We start from the raw sequence: 17,424 nt of genomic DNA, 5'->3' as shown, positions 1-17,424 counted from the left end.
GGAGCTTAGCGCATGGCGCCGGGGTCGGGGGGGCCGGCTCCGTCCTGTCCTCGATCGCCGGCCCCGGGAGGCATCTTCTCGGGGTTCTTGCGCCAGAACTCTCTCTGGCACCACGCCGGGAGGAGCTGCTCCACGATCACCCCTTCTGCGGAGAGCGCCTCTTCGTGCTCGTGCCAGTCGGTGTCGCACGCGTTGACGATGGTGCTTTGACCGCCTTCGGCCCGGTGCGCGAGGTGCGCCGCCACGAGCTTCTTGTCGGAGTTGTCGAAGCGAGCGAGCCGCTCGGGCACGACGGCGTACTCGCCGTCGTACTGCACGGAGACGAACGCCGCCGTCCGGAGCTTCTCCATCGCCACGACGATGCCGTAGTCCTGGGCCGTCAGCTTCCTCCTGTACTCGCGCAGGATGCCGCGGGCCCTGTCGATGATCAGGCGGCGGCCGTCATCGGCGCGAAAATCCTTGAGCCACGCGAAGACGATCCTCCGCTCGCCCGTCGGGACGTGGGTGTCCTTGAACGGCGAGGCAGGATCGGCGGCGCTCGCGACGATGAGCACGTTGGTGTCGACGACATGATCAGCCACGTTGCTCGTCCTTCTCCATGCGATCGAGCATCAGCTCCATCTGCCGCTCGACCTCGCCCACCGTGTCACCGAAGAACTTGTCTGGCCAGTTCGCGACCCGCCCGTACCCGTTCACCTCGAGCGGCTCCAGCACCGAGTCCCCTCCATCGCACCGGGCAAAGTACATGGCGCACTCGTCCGGCGTGATGCGCTCCTCGGCCATCAGCGTCTGGATCCGCCGGAAGAGGTGCTCCGAGTGCGTCTCCACGAGGAGCTGCACCCGGCGCTCCCGCACGGCCTCGACGAGCAGATCGCCGAGCGCGGATTGCGCCAGCGGGTGCAGGTGGAGCTCGGGCTCCGACATGATCACCGTCGAGCCCTCGGGCGCGAAGTACGCCGCGGTGACCACGGGCAGGACCTGGGAGACCCCGAAGCCGACGTCGAGCAGGTTCGTCCGGTGGCCCTGGAAGGTGATCATGACCTGGAAGAACGTCGTCGCCTGGCGCTCGATCTCCATCCTGTCCGCGATCCCGAGCCGCGCGAGCCCCGCGGAGACCTGCTCGACGAGGCGGCCCCGCTCGGACCCGTCGGCGTGGCGGCCGACGAGGCTCGCGATCAGCGCCGGGATCGCGTGCTCGCCGCTCGCTCCGAGCTGTCCTATCGAGCGCCCCGTCCAGGCGTAGTGGCGCGTGGGCACGCTCCGGTGGGGCCCGAGGTAGGCGAGCCGCTGGAGCTCCCGCGTCAGCGCGAGCGCGAGATCCTGCGCGTCCGCCCCCGAGGCGCCGAGGGCGGCGACCGCATCGGCCGAGAAGCCGACGGAGCGCTCGGGCTCGTAGGTCCGCCGAGCTCGCCGGTCGTCGGGCAAAGGGCCGCCCGGCGCGGAGAGCGCGTAGGCGCCGTCTCGCTGGCGCGCGACGGCGTAGGCGCCCTCGGCGGTGGCGTACGAGAGCCGCTCCACGTAGGGATTCTCGTCCTCGGCGGCGCCGACCTCCACCTCGTAGTCCACGGAGCCGAGCGTGCGCGGCGCGGCCCCCTTCCCGATGCTCACGGGGCCGAACGTCAGGCGGAAGCCGAGCCCGGCGCGCACGTCGCCCCCGGAGACGACGTCGGAGAGCCTGCCGAGGTCCAGCATCTCACCGGGCTGCCCGCCCAGGTTGAGCGAAAGGAGCCGGTCGGGCGACTCGATGGTTTGCTTCAGGAGCAAGAGCGGCTGGAGCAGGCTCGTCTTGCCGGCCGAGTTGACGCCGAGCACCAGCGTGAGCGGCCTGAGGTCGAACGCATGTGCGCCACGCCAGGACTTGAAATTCCGGAGCCCGAGCTTCGTGAACATCCTCTGTTTCCCTTTCCACGGACGGCTCGCGCCGCGAGCGACCGTGCTCCTGCCCGACCGTGGCCGTGAGCATGCCCCCTCCGTCGCTCAATGCATACGGATCCCAGCGGCCGAGGCGGCTTGCACGGGCGAGCCCGCTGCTTCGACCAGCAGGCGGCGAAAGGCGGGATTGAGCCCCTCGGCGTCGTAGTGGCTCTTCAGAAGCCCAGTGACCGTGCCCCAGACGGGCCGGCGCAGGGTGCGGGAGAGCCGGCGGAGGGTGCGCTGCGCCACCGGCCCGAGCGCGGTGTGACAGCCGAGCAGGCGCACCCCGGACACGTGGAGCCGATCGAGGACCCCGCTCTCCGACAACCCGGAGAAGAACGCCGCCACCTCGGGCTGGAACAGATCCACCACCACGCCGGCGAAACGCAGGAGATTGTGCGGGGTGGAGTGGCCGTTCAGATCGAGGGTGGTGGGGCCTTCCGCCGCCGCGCGGCGCTCCAGGTGCAGCGCGAGCGCGTCGAGCGAGGCCACTTGCACGATGCGCGGGCACCGCTCGACGATCCCGCGGAGGACGGGATCCTCCGCCGGCCCCATCACCGAGATCGGGGGGATCGCGCTCACTTCTCGTATCCCGCAGCGAGCCCGGAAGGCGACACCTCGCCGAGACCGGGCGGGATCTTGGGGCTGGCGCTCTCGCCCTCCCACGGCGGGATCTTGGGGCTGGCGCTCTCGCCCTCCCACGGCGGGATCTTGGGGCTCACGCTCTCGCTCGCCCACGGCGGGATCTTCGGCCCACGCGGGGCGGCGGCAGCGGTCGTGACGGTGCCCGTGGCGAGGAACAGCGCTCCTTTCTTCGGGGCGTCGCCGACGCCAATCTGCGTGAGGCTGCCGGGCCCCACGTCGCATTGCTCGGGGGAGGCGAGATCGATCCAGGTCACCGACGGCTTCGCGCCGCGCGCCGCTCCGCCGCTGCTGTAGACAGCCACCTTCGCGAGGGTGCCGCGCGCCTCCAGGATCTCGGCGTGGTAGCCTGTGTACCGCTGGCCCGCCCGCGGGTCGCTCCGGTGAGGCCAGTACACGACCGTCTGGTACTCGTAGTCGTGCCCGGTGGCCCCGGCCGGCGGGCACGTCAGGTGCGCGGCCGCCGCGAGCCGCCTCCACATCGTCGCCTCGAGCAGCACCACGCCGCTGAGCTGCATCTCGGGCCAGCGCGGCCCGAGGGTGGTGCCGGTGAGCGCGCCGCTCAGGCTCACCGTGCTGTCGTCCACCTGGACCGCGTCCCAGCTCGTCTCGCCGCGCGCGGCGGCCGAAGGGGTGAGGGCCAGATCCACGCTGACGAGGCGCGACGGGTCGAAGCCGTGCTCCGTGGGCTCCTCGGCCCAGAACGCGCAACGCGTCTCACCGTCGATGCGGCCCACGAAAGCGACTGTCGTGATGAATTGAGACCTCATGAGATACCTCCAGGAGCGTCGGAAGCGTGTCAGCCTTGGCGGGTGTCAGTCGGGTCGTCGAAGCGACGTTGTCGGCGAGAGACGAAGCGTACGGCGAAGGTCCTGGCAAACATGATGCCACGGCGAGCGGACCGAGCGTCCGGCGACGAGCTCCCGCGTTTGCGCCGAAAACGAGGATCATCGCTCCCCTGATCGCCGGAGTTGAGCACGAGGCCGTCGAGCACCCTGTCTCTCTGGAAGAGACACCTGTTCCTCCCGGAGAACAGCGCGCTCGCGCGTGGTGGCGAGCCTCGAAGCGCCGGACGCGCGGCTCAGCGGTCCGGCGGATCGGCCCGGTAGCCCGGCTTGGCTCCAGCCGGCGCGGAGGGCGCCGCGGCGCCCGGCCTCTCGCCCGCAGCGCCCGTCGCGCCGGGCGGCTTCGCCGATGGCGCCGCCACGGGCGCCGCGCCCGCGTCGCCCGCGCCCGCGCCGCCCGTCTCGCCCCCGGTCCCGACGAACCGGACCCGACCGAACCGCCGCGCCCTGTGGAAGTTCCCGTCGCCCAGGATCGGCGACCACGCGGCCCCGCCGTTGTTCTGCATGGCGTAGAAGTTCATCCGCCACGCGTCCCTCGGCGACAGCGGCGCCGCCTTCGCCTTCGCGAACGATCTCCACGGGATCTTCGCCTCGACCACGTAGCCCCGGTCCTCGTCCGAGTCGTCGTCGATCGTCCCCCTCAGCGCCACCGCGCTCTCGAGGCCCGCGCTCCATTCCTGGTGGCCGAAGGGCCCGCTCGGGCCGCCCCGCGGAGCGTTGTAGTCGTCGAACTGTGAGTCGAAGACGAGGTTCTGAGGGTTTATCTGAATTTCGTAATAGTCTTTATTATCTCCGTCGCCGTCGGGGTCGATCATCACCTCGACGGTGTCCCGCTCCCAGAGGTGCGGGTCGCGCGCGCCCTCGGGGAACCCGCCGGTGATCGTCCTGTCGCTGACGTCGAATCCGACGTAGAGGAACCCGTCGTCCCAGAGCAGCCGCGCCTCGCCCTGCGTCGGCAGCGACCGGTCCTCGCGGCCCGTGCCCACGTTGACGAACGGGCCTGTCGTCGCCGCCGCCTGCCACGCCGGCTCGTCGAGGCGGCCGTCGATGACGACCGCCGCGCCGGGCGCGAGCTTGCGCACCGAGAGCTCTTTCACGACGGCAGGCGGTCGTCTCTGGCTCTGTCCGGCCCCCGCGCCGCTGCTCGCCGGCGCGCGACCCGTCGCCCCGGACGGCGCCGCCTCCTGCTCGCCCCCGCCGCCCCGGGAGCACGCGGCGGCGAAGGCCACGGCGGCGAGCGCGAGCGACCGCGCGCCGTGCGCACCGTCAACAACGCGCCGCCGGCAGCAGGGCCCGCGCACGCGGCCGCCGCTACTTGCGCCCCTTCTTGCGGGCGTCGCGCTCGCGCTTGCGCTGCGCCTTCTTCGCGTTGCGCTCGGAGGCGCTGAGCGTCTTCATCTTCGTCATGTTCGGGCCCCCGGCGCCGGCGCCCGGGAAGCCGCCCATGCCCGGCATCCCCATCCCGGGCATCCCCATCCCCGGGAAGCCCATGCCCGGAAAGCCCATGCCCGGCATCCCCATCCCGGGCATGCCGCCGCCGGCCATCATCTGCTTCTGCATCTCCCGCATGTTCTTGGCCATGGCCATCTGCTTCATGCCGGGGATCTTGCCCATGAGGCCCATGTTCTGGCCGAGGCCGCTCATCATCTGGCGCATGAACAGGAACTTCTGGACGAGCTCGCTCACCGCCTCGGGCTTCGAGCCCGAGCCCTTCGCGATGCGCTCCACCCGCTTCGGCTCGCGGACCAGCGCGTACGGGTCGCTCTTCTCGTGGCGGGTCATCGACTGGATGATCGCCTCGATGCGGACGAGCTCCCGGTCGTCGAGGTTCACGTCCTGGGGCAGGCCGCCCGGGAACATGCCGCCGAGGGGCAGCTTGTCGACGAGATCCTTCAGCGATCCCATCTTCTGGATCATCCGCACCTGATCGAGGAAGTCCTCGAGCGTGAAGTCGCCCTGGAGCATCCGCGCGGCGTCCTTCTCGGCCTTCTTCTGGTCGACGACCTCCTCGAAGTCCTGCATGAGGCCGACGACGTCGCCCATGCCGAGGATGCGGCTCGCCATGCCGTCGGCGCGGAACGGCTCGAACTTGTCCGTCGTCTCGCCGAGGCCGGTGAAGAGGACGGGCGCGCCCGTCACCTCCTTGATGCTGAGCGCCGCGCCGCCGCGGGCGTCGCCGTCGAGCTTCGTCAGCACGACGCCGCCGATCGACAGCCGCTCGTTGAAGCCGCGCGCCGTCTTCACGGCGTCCTGGCCGATCATCGCGTCGACCACGAGGAAGATGTTCTCCGGCTTCGTCGCGTCCTTGATCTGCGCGAGCTCCTGCATGAGCGGCTCGTCGATCGCGAGGCGGCCGGCGGTGTCGTAGATGATGACGTCGCGGCCGAGCCGCTTCGCCTCGCCGCGGGCCGCGGCGCAGATGGCGACCGGCGACTCGCCCGGCACGTTGAACACGGGGATCTTGAGCGACTCGCCGAGGACCTTGAGCTGCTCGACGGCCGCGGGGCGCTGCATGTCGGCCGCGACGAGCAGCGGCTTCTTCCCCTGCTTCTCGAGGTAGCGCGAGAGCTTCGCGCAGCTCGTCGTCTTCCCGGAGCCCTGGAGGCCGACCATCATGATGCCCGTGGGCCCGCCGTCGGCCCAGGCGATCTCGTCGCCCTCGTGGGTCATCATCGCCTCGAGCTCGTCGTGGCAGATCTTGATGAAGTGGTCGCTCGCCGAGACCTGGTGGACCTCGCCGGCGTGCTTCACGCGCGTCTCCAGGGTGCGGCCGACCGCGGCCTCCTTGACCCGGGCAAGGAACGCCTTGACCACCCCGATCTCGACGTCGGCCTCGAGCAGGCTGAGCCGTACCTCGCGGAGCGCGACGTCGATGTTGCCCGCGGTGAGCTCCGTGAGCCCGGCGAGGCGGTTTCTGGCCTGACGAAAGCCCCGTGTCAGCGTGTCGAACATGGCAGGGCGGGTCTTAGCACAGGGGACCGCGAGCGCGGATCCCCTTGCCCTCTTCAACGCCGCGCGACGCGCAGCGCGGGCGCGGACGGCGCCCCTTCCCGGGGGCGCGCGGCGCGGGCGCCTCGGCCAGCGCGGACGCCGCCGGCGCGGGCGCGGACGACGCGGGACGTCACATCCCGCGCCGGCCCGAGCGGCGGAGGATCGCGAGCGCCTCGGCGCACCTCGGCATGACCTCGGCGCTCTCCTTGACCTTCGCGTCCGCCGCGACGAGATCCGCCAGCGCGCCGGGCCCGGCGGCCCCGTCGGGCGCCTCGAGCAGGGCGCGGACGCGCGCCTCGGCGGCCGTCGCGTCGAGCAGCAGGCGGTAGGCCCGCGCGCACGTGTCCTTGGCGCTCGCGGCGGGCGGCGTCGATGCGGGCTGGCGCTCGAGCTCCGCGAGCAGCGCCTCGCGCGCCTCGCGCGGCTCGCTCGGGGCGTCGCGGAGCACGTCGATCGCATGCAGGAGCGCGTCCGCCTCCTGCTGCTCGGCCGATCGGCCGCACCCGGGCGCCGCCTGGACCATGGCGACGGCGGCGAGCGCCGCGGCGATCCGCTTCGCCGCGGCGATCCGCCGGACGGCCGTCCCTGCTGCGCTCGCCGCCGCTGCCGCCTTCGCCGTCCCTGCTGCGTCCGCCGCCCCTGCGCTGCCCGTCGCGCCGGGCCTCGTCGTCACGCTGGGCGCCCTCAGTCGGCCGGCTTCGCGGGCGGGCCCATCTGGATGCGCTCGCCGAGGTAAGAGCCGATCAGCGTGAAGAGCACGCCGATGAGCGCCATGATCACGTACATGAACAGCGGCATCGTCCGGACGGTCTGGCTGTGCAGGAGGTAGAAGACGGTCGGGATCGCGACGAGGAACGACGCGACGACCGGCTCGAGGAACGTCTTTCCGGGCGAGATCATGCCGAGGAGGACGCCGCCGATGAACCAGACGGGGATGGCGACGATCATCCCGTTCGACCCCTCGAAGTCGAGCTGCTGCACGATCATGGGCAGGCCGCCGACGAGGGCCGCGGTGAGCACGCTCTGCAGGACGAGGGCGATGAGGCACCAGAGGATCGAGAAGCCCTCCTGCTGGTAGCGGCGGTTGCGGTCGAGCTCGGCGTCGCGGAAAGGCGCGAGCGAGCCCATCCTGGCGCCGCACGCGATGCAGCGCCCGCTCGCCGTCACGGAGGCGTTGTTCGCGCCGCACGACGGGCACACGATGGAGCTGTCGTTCTTCGAGGGCATCGCGGCTAGGCTAGGCAAGGCGCCGCGTGCGGGCAAGCGCGCGACGCGGCCCCCTGCGCCGCGGGCGGGCGAGCGTGCGGCGAGCTCAGGGGCGGCGCGCGAGGGCGGTGGGCCGCTTGACGGTGCGTGCGGCGCCTGGCGACCATGCGGGCCCATGGCACGAACGGCGCCGGTCCCGAACATCCCCGCGATTCCCGGCATGAACCCCGGCACCTTCATCCTGGGTGGCGGGGGCGGCGGAGGCGGCGGCCGCGGCCGCGGAGGGCGTGGCCACGGCGGCGACCAGGGGGCGGGCGGCAAGAGCGGCGGCAAAGGGCCGCGAGGCGGCGGCAAGAACGCGGGCACCTGCGGGCCGGGCAGCGGCGGCGGGTGCCCGAACCCGTCGCACGGGCGCGGGGGCGGCACGTCGGCCGGTGACCCGGTCGATCCGGTGACGGGGCGGGTCTACACCGCGAAGGCCGTGGATCTGGCGCTCGGCGGGATGATCCTGCCGCTCCGGATCGAGCGGAGCTACTCGTCGGAGACGAGCGACGTGGATCTGGGGCTCGGGTTCGGCTGGAGCCACTCGCTGGCGTGGGCGATCGAGGAGCGACGGCGGACGCTGCGCGTCCTGGAGCCTCACGCAGCGCCGACGGAGGCGGAGATCCCCGAGCCGGGCCGTCCCGTGCCGATGCCGTACGGCGTGCTGAGGCGTCACGAGGGCGGCTACACGCTGGAGGCCGAGGGCGTGCTGCTCGTGTTCGGTGAGAGGCAGGAGAGCATGTGGCTCTTGTCGCGCATCGTGGACCGGTACGACAACGAGATACGGCTCTCGTACGAGCGAGGGCGCCTGTCCCATGCGATCGACGCGGTGGGGCGGATGGTGCTGGTGCGCCGGCGAGCGGACGGGAGGATCGCCGCGTTCGAGGTGAACGACGAGTCGCCGGGCGGAGGGTGGCGAGCGTTTCGCACGTATAGTTACGACGATCGAGGAGATCTGGTCTCGGCGCGCGACGCCGTGGGCAACGAGGAGCGGTACGACTACGACGAACAGCACCGCTTGGTCCGGCGCAGCGAGCCGGGAGGCCTGGTGGCGGAGTTCCGCTACGGCGACAACGGCCGCTGCGTGGAGGCATGGTGTCGTCGCGAGGGCAACGACGCGCTCGACGGCGACGTGCCTGGCACCCTGGACGATGGCGAGACGAGGGCCAACGGCTTGTGTCACGTCAAGATCGACGATTACGACCACTTCGTCGAGGTGATCACCTCGCGCGCGAAACGGCGGATTGAAGGCAACCACCTGGACAAGGTGAACGGCGTCGCGTGGGACGGCGGCATGCACGCCTACACGTTCGATGCCGCGGGCAACGTGCTGGTGTATCGGGACGCGCTGGGGCACGCATGGCGCTGCGAGCGAGACGACCTGGGCCGGCTGCGCGTCGTGACGGATCCGATGGGCGCGAGAACCGTGTATGAGTACGACGAGCGGGGCTTCATCGAGGAGGTGCGCGACGCCATAAGCGGGTTCGCGCGCTACCAGCGGAACGCGCGAGGCGATGTGGTGGCCGTCGAGGACGAGCTCGGACCGGTGGTCTGGTTCCGTTACGACGAGCGCGGTTTGCTCGTCGAGGCGACGCTGCCGAACGGCGGTGTGACGCGGATGGCCTATGACGCCCTCGGCAATCGTGTGGAGGTGATCGAGCCGGACGGGGCGAGGCGGAAGATCCGGTATGATTTCCTGGGGCGAGTGACGAGCTTCGTCGATGAGCGCGGGCTGGAGACGTCGTATGGATATGACGCCTGCGGAAGGTTACTCCGTGTGCGCCGGCCGAGCGGGGCGACGGACTGGTATGGTTATGATGTCGACGGGAACCTGTCGGAGATAGCCGACGCGGACGGGCGGGTGACGACGCTTCGTTGGGGCGGTGTCGGGGTGGTGACCGGGGTGGTGAGGCCGGACGGGAGCTCCGTGCGGTACTTCTACGACCGGGAGCAGGACCTGGTGCGGGTGGTGAACGAATCCGGCGAGGAGCACCGGTACGTGCGGCGCGGCGAGGGGCGGATCGGCGAGGAGCGGACGTTCGACGGGCGGCGGATCCACTACCGGCACGATGTGATGGGACGGATCACGCAGATCCGGGATGGGCTTGGTACGGTCGACTTCGTCTATGACCCGTGCGGCCGGCTGGTGGAGCGGAGGTTCACGGATGGTCGGACGGAGAGCATCGGTTATGACCTGCTCGGTCGGATCGAGGTCGTGACGAGCGGCGACGTGACATGCGAGTACACCCATGACGCGCGCGGGAGGGTGGTGCGGGAGACGGTGACGCGCGGCGGGCGGCGAACGGTGGTGGAGACGGCGTACGACGCGCTCGGCAAGGCGGTGAGCACGAGCGGGCCGTTCGGGCGGATGGAGATCGCGCGCGACATGGTGGGGCGGCCGTTGGCGGTGGCGGTCGGGGATCTCGGCGCGCAGACCATGAAGGTGCAGCTGGCCTACGATCCAGCGGGCCACCTCCTCGACCGGGCGCTGCCCGCGGGAGGGCGCATCGCGGAGGGGTGGACGCCCGATGGGCTTCCGTCAGGGGTGCAGGTGACGGGCCTCGGGGCGACGCCCGCGGTGCGGCCGGGCGAGCCCGCGTGGGTGGGGCCGCTGCCGCATGAGGTGACGTTCTTGCAGAGCTACGGGTGGTCGGCGGCCGGGCTGCTCGGCGCGGTGGGCAGCGGCGAGCCGGGCGCGGCGTACGTGGAGTACCTGCGCGATGCACAGGGTCGGGTGGTGGGGCGGGAGCGGGGGGACGGGGCGCGGCGGGAGCTGATCGAGGGGTATCGCCACGGGCCGAGCGGGCAGCTCTACGAGAGCGCGACGCTGCGGCAGTATGCGCCGGGCGGGCAGCTCAAGAGGCGGGGAGGCGCGGAGCTCGCGTACGACGAGCGGGGGCGGATGACGAGCAAGCGGTTGCCAGGCGGGCGCGTCGCTCGCTTCGAGTGGGGCGACGATGATCTGCTCCAGGCGGTGCGGTTGCCGGACGGGCGGGTGGTGCGCTTCGCCTACGACCCGTTCGCGCGGCGGCTGGAGAAGCGGGTGGAGCGGGGGCGCGATCGGGTGGTGGAGAGCGTGACGCGGTATACGTGGAGCGGGGACGCGCTGGTGCACGAGATCCGCGAGCGAACGGCGGCGGGCGGGGAGCCGATGGTGGAAGAGCGCGCGTACGCGGTTCTCCCAGAGGGGGTGACGCCGCTCGCCGATCGGGTGCGGCGGGGCGACCTGGACGCGGTGCGGTACTACGTCGAGGCGCCGAACGGGATGCCGGCGGCGCTGGTGGGCGCGGACGGACGGCTCGTGGGCGAGATCGAAGCGTCGCTGTTCGGCAAGGTCGAAGGGGAGCAGGCCGGGCTGACGCCGGTGCGGTTTCCGGGGCAGTACGCGGACGAGGAGACGGGGCTCTACTACAACCGGTACCGGTACTATGACCCGGAGACGGGGCAATACCTGAGCCCGGAGCCCATCCGGCTGGAGGGGAGTTTGATGGTGTATGCGTACACCGACGGATCGCCCATCGACTTCGCCGACATCGATGGTTTGATGCGATGCACCGTCACCCGCAGGGACGGCTCAGTCGTGGAGGATGTGAGCGGATTCAACGATCCATTGACCGGAAGCAAAAGGACACCTGACCAGCTACATCCAGCCGTTCAGGCTGCTTTGCCTCCCTCCAACGCTCGAGGTCCGGCATCGCGGACGCCCTCATCTGGCTGCGCCGAACCATGGGCATTGTCCAGGCATCTCGACGACTGGGAGTCCCGCAACGCGCCGAAGACTTGCCGGCCTGAGGATCCGAAATGGCGAGCGAACCTCAAGGCTGCGCTCGGAGAAATCACCCCGCGCGGCGGTATTGCGTCTGCGGAAGGCGATCTGCCGCGCGCATCTTGCCCTAACTGCTCTCAGACGATCCCTCGTCTCTGGGCGCTCGCCGGCCAGATGCCGCCGAACGGCGTAATCGCCCCAGGCTATCAGGGAAAGAGGCGAAGGGGACCAGTCGGGCCGACGACCGATCCTGCACCGGCCCTTTTCCACCACGATCCCTCGAATCATCTTGCCAGCACGAACGATTATGGCGCTCTCCAGCTTGGCACCTGGAGCCGCGGCGAAAATGAATGGAAGCGCCGTCCCCAGAGGTGAGAGCCATGCACGTCTACTCGTCCCGCATGCTGAAGTATCTAGCAGGGCCCCAGAGCGAATTCAGGCCATGGTCCCCCGAGGCTCTGCAGAGAGTCGAGCGCGAACATGGACCGCTATCGAAGAAGCATTGGGAGATCGAAGAGTCGCTGTTCGAGGCCGGCGGGCGTCGAGGTTCTCCAGTCATCGGACCCTACGTATTCGGTGCTGTCGAGTGTCTTCGCGAGAGCAATGCACCACTACACAATCAGAGAGCCGTCAGCGGAGCGCGCGCGACATTATTTGCCTGCTCACCTCGCGGCGGGCTCTATGTGTCACCCTCGGGTTCGGTCGAAGATCATCGGGGCTACCTCATCGGCCGTGACGCCCACTCTGTGATCGAGCGACTTGCGATAATCGAGGGGCGTAAGTGGCTGCCCATGAGAGCGATCCTCGTTGGAGCATGCCCAGACAAGGCGCTGAAACGCTCGAACATCAAACCAATCAAGGAAGCAGGCGACGGCTATGTCGAGGTCTGGGCGGACGAAGACGTCCTGATTGTCACAAATTCACTCGATGGCAACATGGCGCTCTTTGGATCGTTCGAATCGATGGATCGAATTCTTCGCGCCCTGTCATCGTCGAACGCATTTGTTTACATAGAATCAGATTCTCGGGTTGAGGTCGTGGATTCTGATGATATCGAGTGGACCGCACCACTCGAGCACAAGGCGCAGTACAACGTGAGTGGTGAGCGGCTGATCGGGAGCGATCCGTCCGCGCGATTGGCGTTTGAGGCAACCAGCCGCAAGGGGCGCGTGGTCGAGAAGAAAGTATTCCATGGCGACCATACAGAGGTCACGCGTTACGCCGCAGCTTCCAGATATCTTGAGAAATTCGTCTCAAGGCGAGTCGCTCATCACTGCGATGTTCATGGCCTGTTTCGCGACCCGGCGCTCGTCGGAGGATTCGATGCGCTGGCCACCGAGATCGAGCGACGGGGTTTGCCATTTCATGATGCGTGGTTCGAGTTCGAAGAGCGGTTTGGTGGGATCGCGTGGGAGAGCACCCATCGCGGTCGGATGGAGATGTCTTTGGGTGTATGGCAGTGCCTGTCCGCCTCGGCGGAGGAGGAGCCTGCGTGGCGAATCAAGTCGAACCAGCTTTCCCCGGATGTGTGGCCGACGGCGCGCTGCGGGGAACGTCACCTCATCTTGGCAGGGGCCATGGACAACTTTGACGATCAGCTGTTCGTCGACGAGCGAGGCGTCTTGTATCGACTCGTGGGACTGCTCGATGAGCTCAGCGCTGAGGCGTCGAACGGTCGCTCGTTCCTCGAGAAAATAGCCGTCGAATGGGAGATATACGGGTCGATCGAGGAGTCCGCCCCCACGACGATAGACGCAGATGTGTCAGAGGAGCTTGTTGGGCGACTGTCGCTTTCGCCTCTGGAGGAGGCTTCCGACGCGGTGTCGCGCGTGTATCGAAACGATCAGCTATGGGTCTGGCAGCATCTCGCCTTTGCTCCCAACGCGGCGAAGACGACCCTGATAGCGCGTACGCCGCAGGCCGTCGTCGATGCGGTCAAGATCGCCCGCGAGATAGATCCGAGCGTCGGTGTTTCGGTGCGCAGAGATCTCCCGGGGGGGCGAGCGCGCCTCTCCGCGCTCCGTGCTGCGGGGATGAGCGTGCGGGAAATGTTCTGAGACACTGAAACCTGGATGGCGACAGCAAGACGGGCCGATAGGCGTGGGAGAAAAGGAACATTGGACCCAGCCAAGCGAAGCGTTCCTCGCAGACTCTAGAACACCAATCATGCTGAATCCCCGAGAATTTTTCACAGGGAGGCGGGGAGGAAGAAGAAAGAAATTCTCCTTCTCGCCGTCTCTCGCTCCCCGCCTCCTCGCCTCCCTGTGAAATTCACGCTTTTCGTCAGGGTTTCAACCCGTTTGTCGCTCTAGCAACACGAACGCGGCGCCATCGGAGGTTTGGTTGCCTTCGGTGAAGTGGACCGTGCACGTGTACCATGCAACGAGACCAGGCTGGGCGTATACCGTGTCTTGAGGCTGCGAGCAGGATCGCCGACTGCTACGGTGACATCGCTGTCGATACGGCTCGCGAGCCAGCTGGTAGAGGTCGTTCGAAGCGCGCAGCGTCTTGCGCCGGGGGCACGAATCGCCGTTCGCTGTGGTGCACGACCCTTTTACGCGCTGAAAGACGCTGGCGTTGACGTGGAGCTCGTTTGAGGTGAGCGTCTGGCCAAGCACATCGTGACCGTCCGCGCAGCGCTGGTTGGCTGTTCCCGCTCCGTGGGTGCCGATCCGTCGGCGTCGAGGCGCAGCATCGAGCGCGCCCTTCGCCCCTGTCTTGCGCCCCGCGACCGACCTCCTGCGCGCCCACGTCCGCCACGCCCGAGCCCGCTCCTCCCCTCGTCCTCGTCGCCGCCGCCGTCATCGAGCGCGGCCGCGTCCTGCTCGCGCAGCGCGACGTGGGCGCGTACCTCAGGGACGCCTGGGAGCTCCGCGGCGGCAAGGTCGAGGCCGGCGAGGATCCGCGAGACGGCGGTGCACCGCGGCCGGCGCTCCGGCTATATACTCGACGAAGCGTGCCCACCGACCCGACCTCGACCCTGGAATCCATGACGACCGGCCCGCGCGGCCCGGGCGGCGATGGCCTCGACGTGGCGGGGCCCGATCCGGAGCTGCTCGCGCTGCCGTCGCCGCCGAAGCAGGAGCGCACGGTCACGGTGGCGCTGATGGCGGCGACCGCGATCGCCGCGCTGTGGATGGCGATCGCGCTCCTCGGGGAGGCGCGTTACGCGCTGTCGCCGGGCCAGCCGGCGGACGTGGGGGAGCTCGCGTCGCTGCGGCCGCAGGCGGACCTCGCGAACCGTTACGTGCGGGCCGTCGGCCTGCTCGGGACGCGCGGCGCGATCCGGTACGGGCGCGCCGCCGAGGGCGACTCGTTCCGGCTGGCGCCGGTGGCGGGCAACCCGGGGCTGTGGGTGGAGATCCGGGTGCCGGAGGGGTTCGAGGGCCCGCGCTTCGTCCCGCCGAGCACGTTCGCGGGGCGGCTCGTGCCGTTCAAGAGCGCGGGCATCCGGCACGCGCGGCTGGCCGCCGAGGTGGAGGAGCAGGCGGGGATGGCCGTGACGGACGACGCCTGGCTGCTCATCGACGGCAGCTCGCCGCGCGCGTCGCGCTGGGCGGTCGCGCTCGTCGCGCTGTTCGTGGGCTTCGCTGGCTGGAACCTGTTCGGCATCGCGCGGGTGCTGCACCGCGTGCGGGACGCGAGGGACGCGCGCCGCGCTTCTTGACGCGCTCGCGGCAGGGGAGCAGGACGCTCCCTGCCCACCGATGCCCAAGGTCACCTTCGTCAACGAGCACAGGACGGTCGAGGCCGCGCCGGGTCGTCTCCTCAGCGACATCGCGGCCGAGCTCGGGATAGCGGTCTGCCGCGAGGCGTTCCGGGGCACCGGCATCGGCGATTACACGTGCTGGGTGAAGGGGGAGCCTGGCGCGACGTCGCCCCCGACGTTCCTGGAGAAGCTGCTCGGCGCCCGCGGCCTGCGGCGGATGGCGAACAGGACGCGCGTGCTCGGCGACGTGCAGGTGTGGACCCAGGCCGGCCCTGGCGACCGGCTGAGCGCGCCGCGGCCGATCGCGCCGCCGCCGAGCCCGGCGACGGATCCGGAGGCCCCGCGCAAGCCGATCGACGCGAGCGGCAGCGCGGCGTTCCCGTACGGCGATCCGCGCGCGGTCGGCCACGGCAAGCGCGAGCCGATCGCGGCGGGCGCGCTCGAGGCGAAGGCCGCGAAGGAGAAGAAGGCGAAGGCGGGAGCGCCGGCCAAGGCGGCGGAGGGCGCGGCGGCGGCGGCGAAGGGCGTGACGCCGGAGGCCGCAAAGGCGCCGGAAATTGCAGCGAAGACACCAGAGACCGCGACGTCGGAGCCTGTCAAGACGGCGGAAGCCGTGACACAGACGCCGGACGTCGCGGCGCCGGAGCCTGCCGTGAAGGCGCCGGAGGTCGCGGCCTCCGACACCGCCCAGGCGCCGGGAGCCGCGGAACCCCAGGCCGCAGCGAAGGTGCCCGAACCTGCAACGGCAGCCGAGGAGACCGGCGGAGGGACGTCGGCGTAGCGGTCGTTGCGCGCTCACGCCACGCTGAGGCGAGCGAAGCCGGAGGCTCCGAGGGGCTTGTTGTGTCGAAGATCCTCGCGCCCCCTGACGCCTTGTACCAGGGCGTGCGTATGTCTTTAAGGCTCTGAAGTGGCTTCGTCGAAAGGATTGAGGAGCTTCACGCCGGTACGCGCAACGTCGCGGGTGTTGCGGGTGACAAGAATGAGGTTGTGCACAAGGGCCGTGGCAGCAAGGAGGCCATCGGCGGTCGGCAATCTGTCGGGCACGGACAGGCGGCCTCAGGTTTCTGCGATCTCCTGAGTGACTGGCAAGATTCGCCCACCAAACGAGACGAGGATACGGTCGAACCACGTATCCAAGGACTGTGCTTGTGCCGAATCCTTGCGACGCAGGCTTTCGATTCCGCGGCGAATCTCGCCCACCACGAGCACGGAGAGAAACATGGCGCTCCGATTCACGCGCGTCGACCAAGTGATGAAGCGCGGGTGCGCCGCACCTGCCTCGCGCAGCTCGGAGGCGACGTTCGTGTCGATCAGGTAGTCCATTCGAGCAGCTCCCGCTCGTGATCCCTGGGGCGCTCGAAGTCTGCATCATCACCCACGTTGGGCCCCTGCATGAGCAGCTCGTACAGCGTCCCCTCGGTCTCGAGCGCAGACGGCGCCGTGATCTCACTCACGGCCTCCGGGGCGACATCCCCACGAGCGACCCAGAAGACAGCCGCCGCCTGCCGCATCTCCTCCGCGACCTGCTCGGGGGTCTTGGCCGTTCGGAACACCTTTTCCGGTATCTTTACGATGAACTCCATCCGTTCCTCCCGTCTCGCCGGTACCTCAATCGAGCTCGGCGACCGGCCGCCTGTAGGCCCCTGGTCGCTCGAAGTCCGCGCCCTCCCCGACCTCGGGCATGCTCAACAAGATATCCATCAACGCCGCTCCTTCTCGGGCAGGGGACGGCGCGATGATTTCACTCACGACTGCCGGGGCAACATCCCCATGAGCGGCCGAGAAAGCTGCTGCCGCATGCCGGATTTCCTCCGCGACCTGCTCCGGGATCTTGGGCGTACGGAACGCGCCTTCCAGTATTTCCATGATGACCCGCATGCGCGACTCCTGTTGCTCCAGAACCCTAGCCCTATCTTCCGCGTGAGCACACCGTCCAATCACCGCCGGCTCCGAACGCGGGCAAGGCTTTCCCCTATCGTCGTTGCCGGCACCCGGAAGCGCGTTCCCCTGCCCCTGGCGGCACCTGGCAGCGCTTCCCTATCCCTGCCGGGTCTCGGCAACGCTTCCCCCCCTGCCGGGTCTTCGCAGCGCTTCCCCCCCACCCCTGCCGGTCTCCGCAAGCGCTTCTCCCTGCCCCTGCCGGGTCTCCGCAGCCCTTCCCCTCACCCACGCCGGGCGTCCGCAGCCCTTCCCCTCCCCCCTGCCGGGCGTCCGCAGCCCTTCCCCTCACCCCCTGCCGGGCGTCCGCAGCCCTTCCCTCACCCCCTGCCGGGCGTCCGCAGCCCTTCCCCTCACCCCTGCCGGCA

Annotated in this window: 15 protein-coding genes; 4 read left to right on the top strand and 11 right to left on the bottom strand. The window is 69.7% G+C overall.

The genetic code is table 11. From position 1 onward, the window contains the following. Window positions 1-5 precede the first annotated feature (5 nt). The 8 genes from WMF44_RS45800 to WMF44_RS45765 form a co-directional block, all read right to left on the bottom strand. Window positions 6-581, bottom strand: coding sequence for a hypothetical protein (locus tag WMF44_RS45800; protein WP_437296348.1), 576 nt, complete (start codon window positions 579-581; stop codon window positions 6-8). Continuing rightward, window positions 574-1,890, bottom strand: coding sequence for a DUF3696 domain-containing protein (locus WMF44_RS45795; RefSeq protein WP_437296347.1), 1,317 nt, complete (start codon window positions 1,888-1,890; stop codon window positions 574-576). The genes WMF44_RS45800 and WMF44_RS45795 overlap by 8 nt, the downstream gene beginning before the upstream one ends. 87 nt (window positions 1,891-1,977) lie before the next feature. Beyond that, window positions 1,978-2,496, bottom strand: a complete 519-nt coding sequence (locus WMF44_RS45790; RefSeq protein WP_437296346.1) for a hypothetical protein — start codon at window positions 2,494-2,496, stop codon at window positions 1,978-1,980. Beyond that, entirely contained in the window at window positions 2,493-3,326 is an 834-nt protein-coding gene (locus tag WMF44_RS45785) for a hypothetical protein (protein WP_437296345.1), read from the bottom strand. The genes WMF44_RS45790 and WMF44_RS45785 overlap by 4 nt, the downstream gene beginning before the upstream one ends. A 311-nt stretch (window positions 3,327-3,637) precedes the next feature. Further along, window positions 3,638-4,630: a carbohydrate-binding family 9-like protein gene (locus WMF44_RS45780; protein WP_437296344.1), complete on the bottom strand. Its 993-nt coding sequence runs from the start codon at window positions 4,628-4,630 to the stop codon at window positions 3,638-3,640. 82 nt (window positions 4,631-4,712) lie between these two features. After that, window positions 4,713-6,353, bottom strand: a complete 1,641-nt coding sequence (gene ffh, locus WMF44_RS45775; protein WP_437296343.1) for a signal recognition particle protein — start codon at window positions 6,351-6,353, stop codon at window positions 4,713-4,715. 169 nt (window positions 6,354-6,522) lie between these two features. Beyond that, window positions 6,523-7,065 carry a hypothetical protein gene (locus tag WMF44_RS45770; protein WP_437296342.1) on the bottom strand — a complete coding sequence of 181 codons (543 nt, stop codon included), beginning with the start codon at window positions 7,063-7,065 and terminating at the stop codon, window positions 6,523-6,525. A gap of 11 nt (window positions 7,066-7,076) precedes the next feature. Beyond that, window positions 7,077-7,619, bottom strand: a complete 543-nt coding sequence (locus WMF44_RS45765; protein ID WP_437296341.1) for a hypothetical protein — start codon at window positions 7,617-7,619, stop codon at window positions 7,077-7,079. A gap of 154 nt (window positions 7,620-7,773) precedes the next feature. On the opposite strand from WMF44_RS45765, the gene WMF44_RS45760 reads away from it, so the two are divergent. The 4 genes from WMF44_RS45760 to WMF44_RS45745 all read left to right on the top strand — a co-directional run bounded on the left by WMF44_RS45760 (window position 7,774) and on the right by WMF44_RS45745 (window position 15,896). Further along, window positions 7,774-11,781, top strand: a complete 4,008-nt coding sequence (locus WMF44_RS45760) for an RHS repeat-associated core domain-containing protein (protein ID WP_437296340.1) — start codon at window positions 7,774-7,776, stop codon at window positions 11,779-11,781. 416 nt (window positions 11,782-12,197) lie between these two features. Continuing rightward, the gene (locus WMF44_RS45755) at window positions 12,198-13,463 is read left to right on the top strand and encodes a hypothetical protein (protein WP_437296339.1); all 1,266 of its coding nucleotides are present in this window, start codon (window positions 12,198-12,200) and stop codon (window positions 13,461-13,463) included. A 782-nt stretch (window positions 13,464-14,245) separates the two neighbouring features. Continuing rightward, a complete protein-coding gene (locus tag WMF44_RS45750) occupies window positions 14,246-15,073 on the top strand; it encodes a hypothetical protein (RefSeq protein ID WP_437296338.1) in 828 nt (275 codons plus the stop codon). Between the two features lie 40 nt (window positions 15,074-15,113). Continuing rightward, the gene (locus WMF44_RS45745; protein WP_437296337.1) at window positions 15,114-15,896 is read left to right on the top strand and encodes a hypothetical protein; all 783 of its coding nucleotides are present in this window, start codon (window positions 15,114-15,116) and stop codon (window positions 15,894-15,896) included. 278 nt (window positions 15,897-16,174) lie between these two features. On the opposite strand, the gene WMF44_RS45740 is transcribed toward WMF44_RS45745, so the two are convergent. From WMF44_RS45740 to WMF44_RS45730, 3 genes are read right to left on the bottom strand one after another with little or no spacing between them, the layout of a single operon-like run. Next, complete coding sequence (locus WMF44_RS45740) at window positions 16,175-16,441, bottom strand: PIN domain-containing protein (protein WP_437296336.1); 267 nt, start codon at window positions 16,439-16,441, stop codon at window positions 16,175-16,177. Beyond that, complete coding sequence (locus WMF44_RS45735) at window positions 16,429-16,701, bottom strand: hypothetical protein (protein WP_437296335.1); 273 nt, start codon at window positions 16,699-16,701, stop codon at window positions 16,429-16,431. The genes WMF44_RS45740 and WMF44_RS45735 overlap by 13 nt, the downstream gene beginning before the upstream one ends. A gap of 25 nt (window positions 16,702-16,726) precedes the next feature. Continuing rightward, window positions 16,727-16,996 (bottom strand): hypothetical protein, encoded by a 270-nt coding sequence (locus WMF44_RS45730; protein WP_437296334.1) that lies wholly within the window; start codon window positions 16,994-16,996, stop codon window positions 16,727-16,729. Window positions 16,997-17,424 lie beyond the last annotated feature (428 nt).

The organism is Sorangium sp. So ce426 (genome assembly GCF_051475585.1).
GTDB lineage: Bacteria > Myxococcota_A > Polyangia > Polyangiales > Polyangiaceae > Sorangium > Sorangium cellulosum_B.
This window is presented reverse-complemented; position numbering and strand designations above follow the sequence as displayed.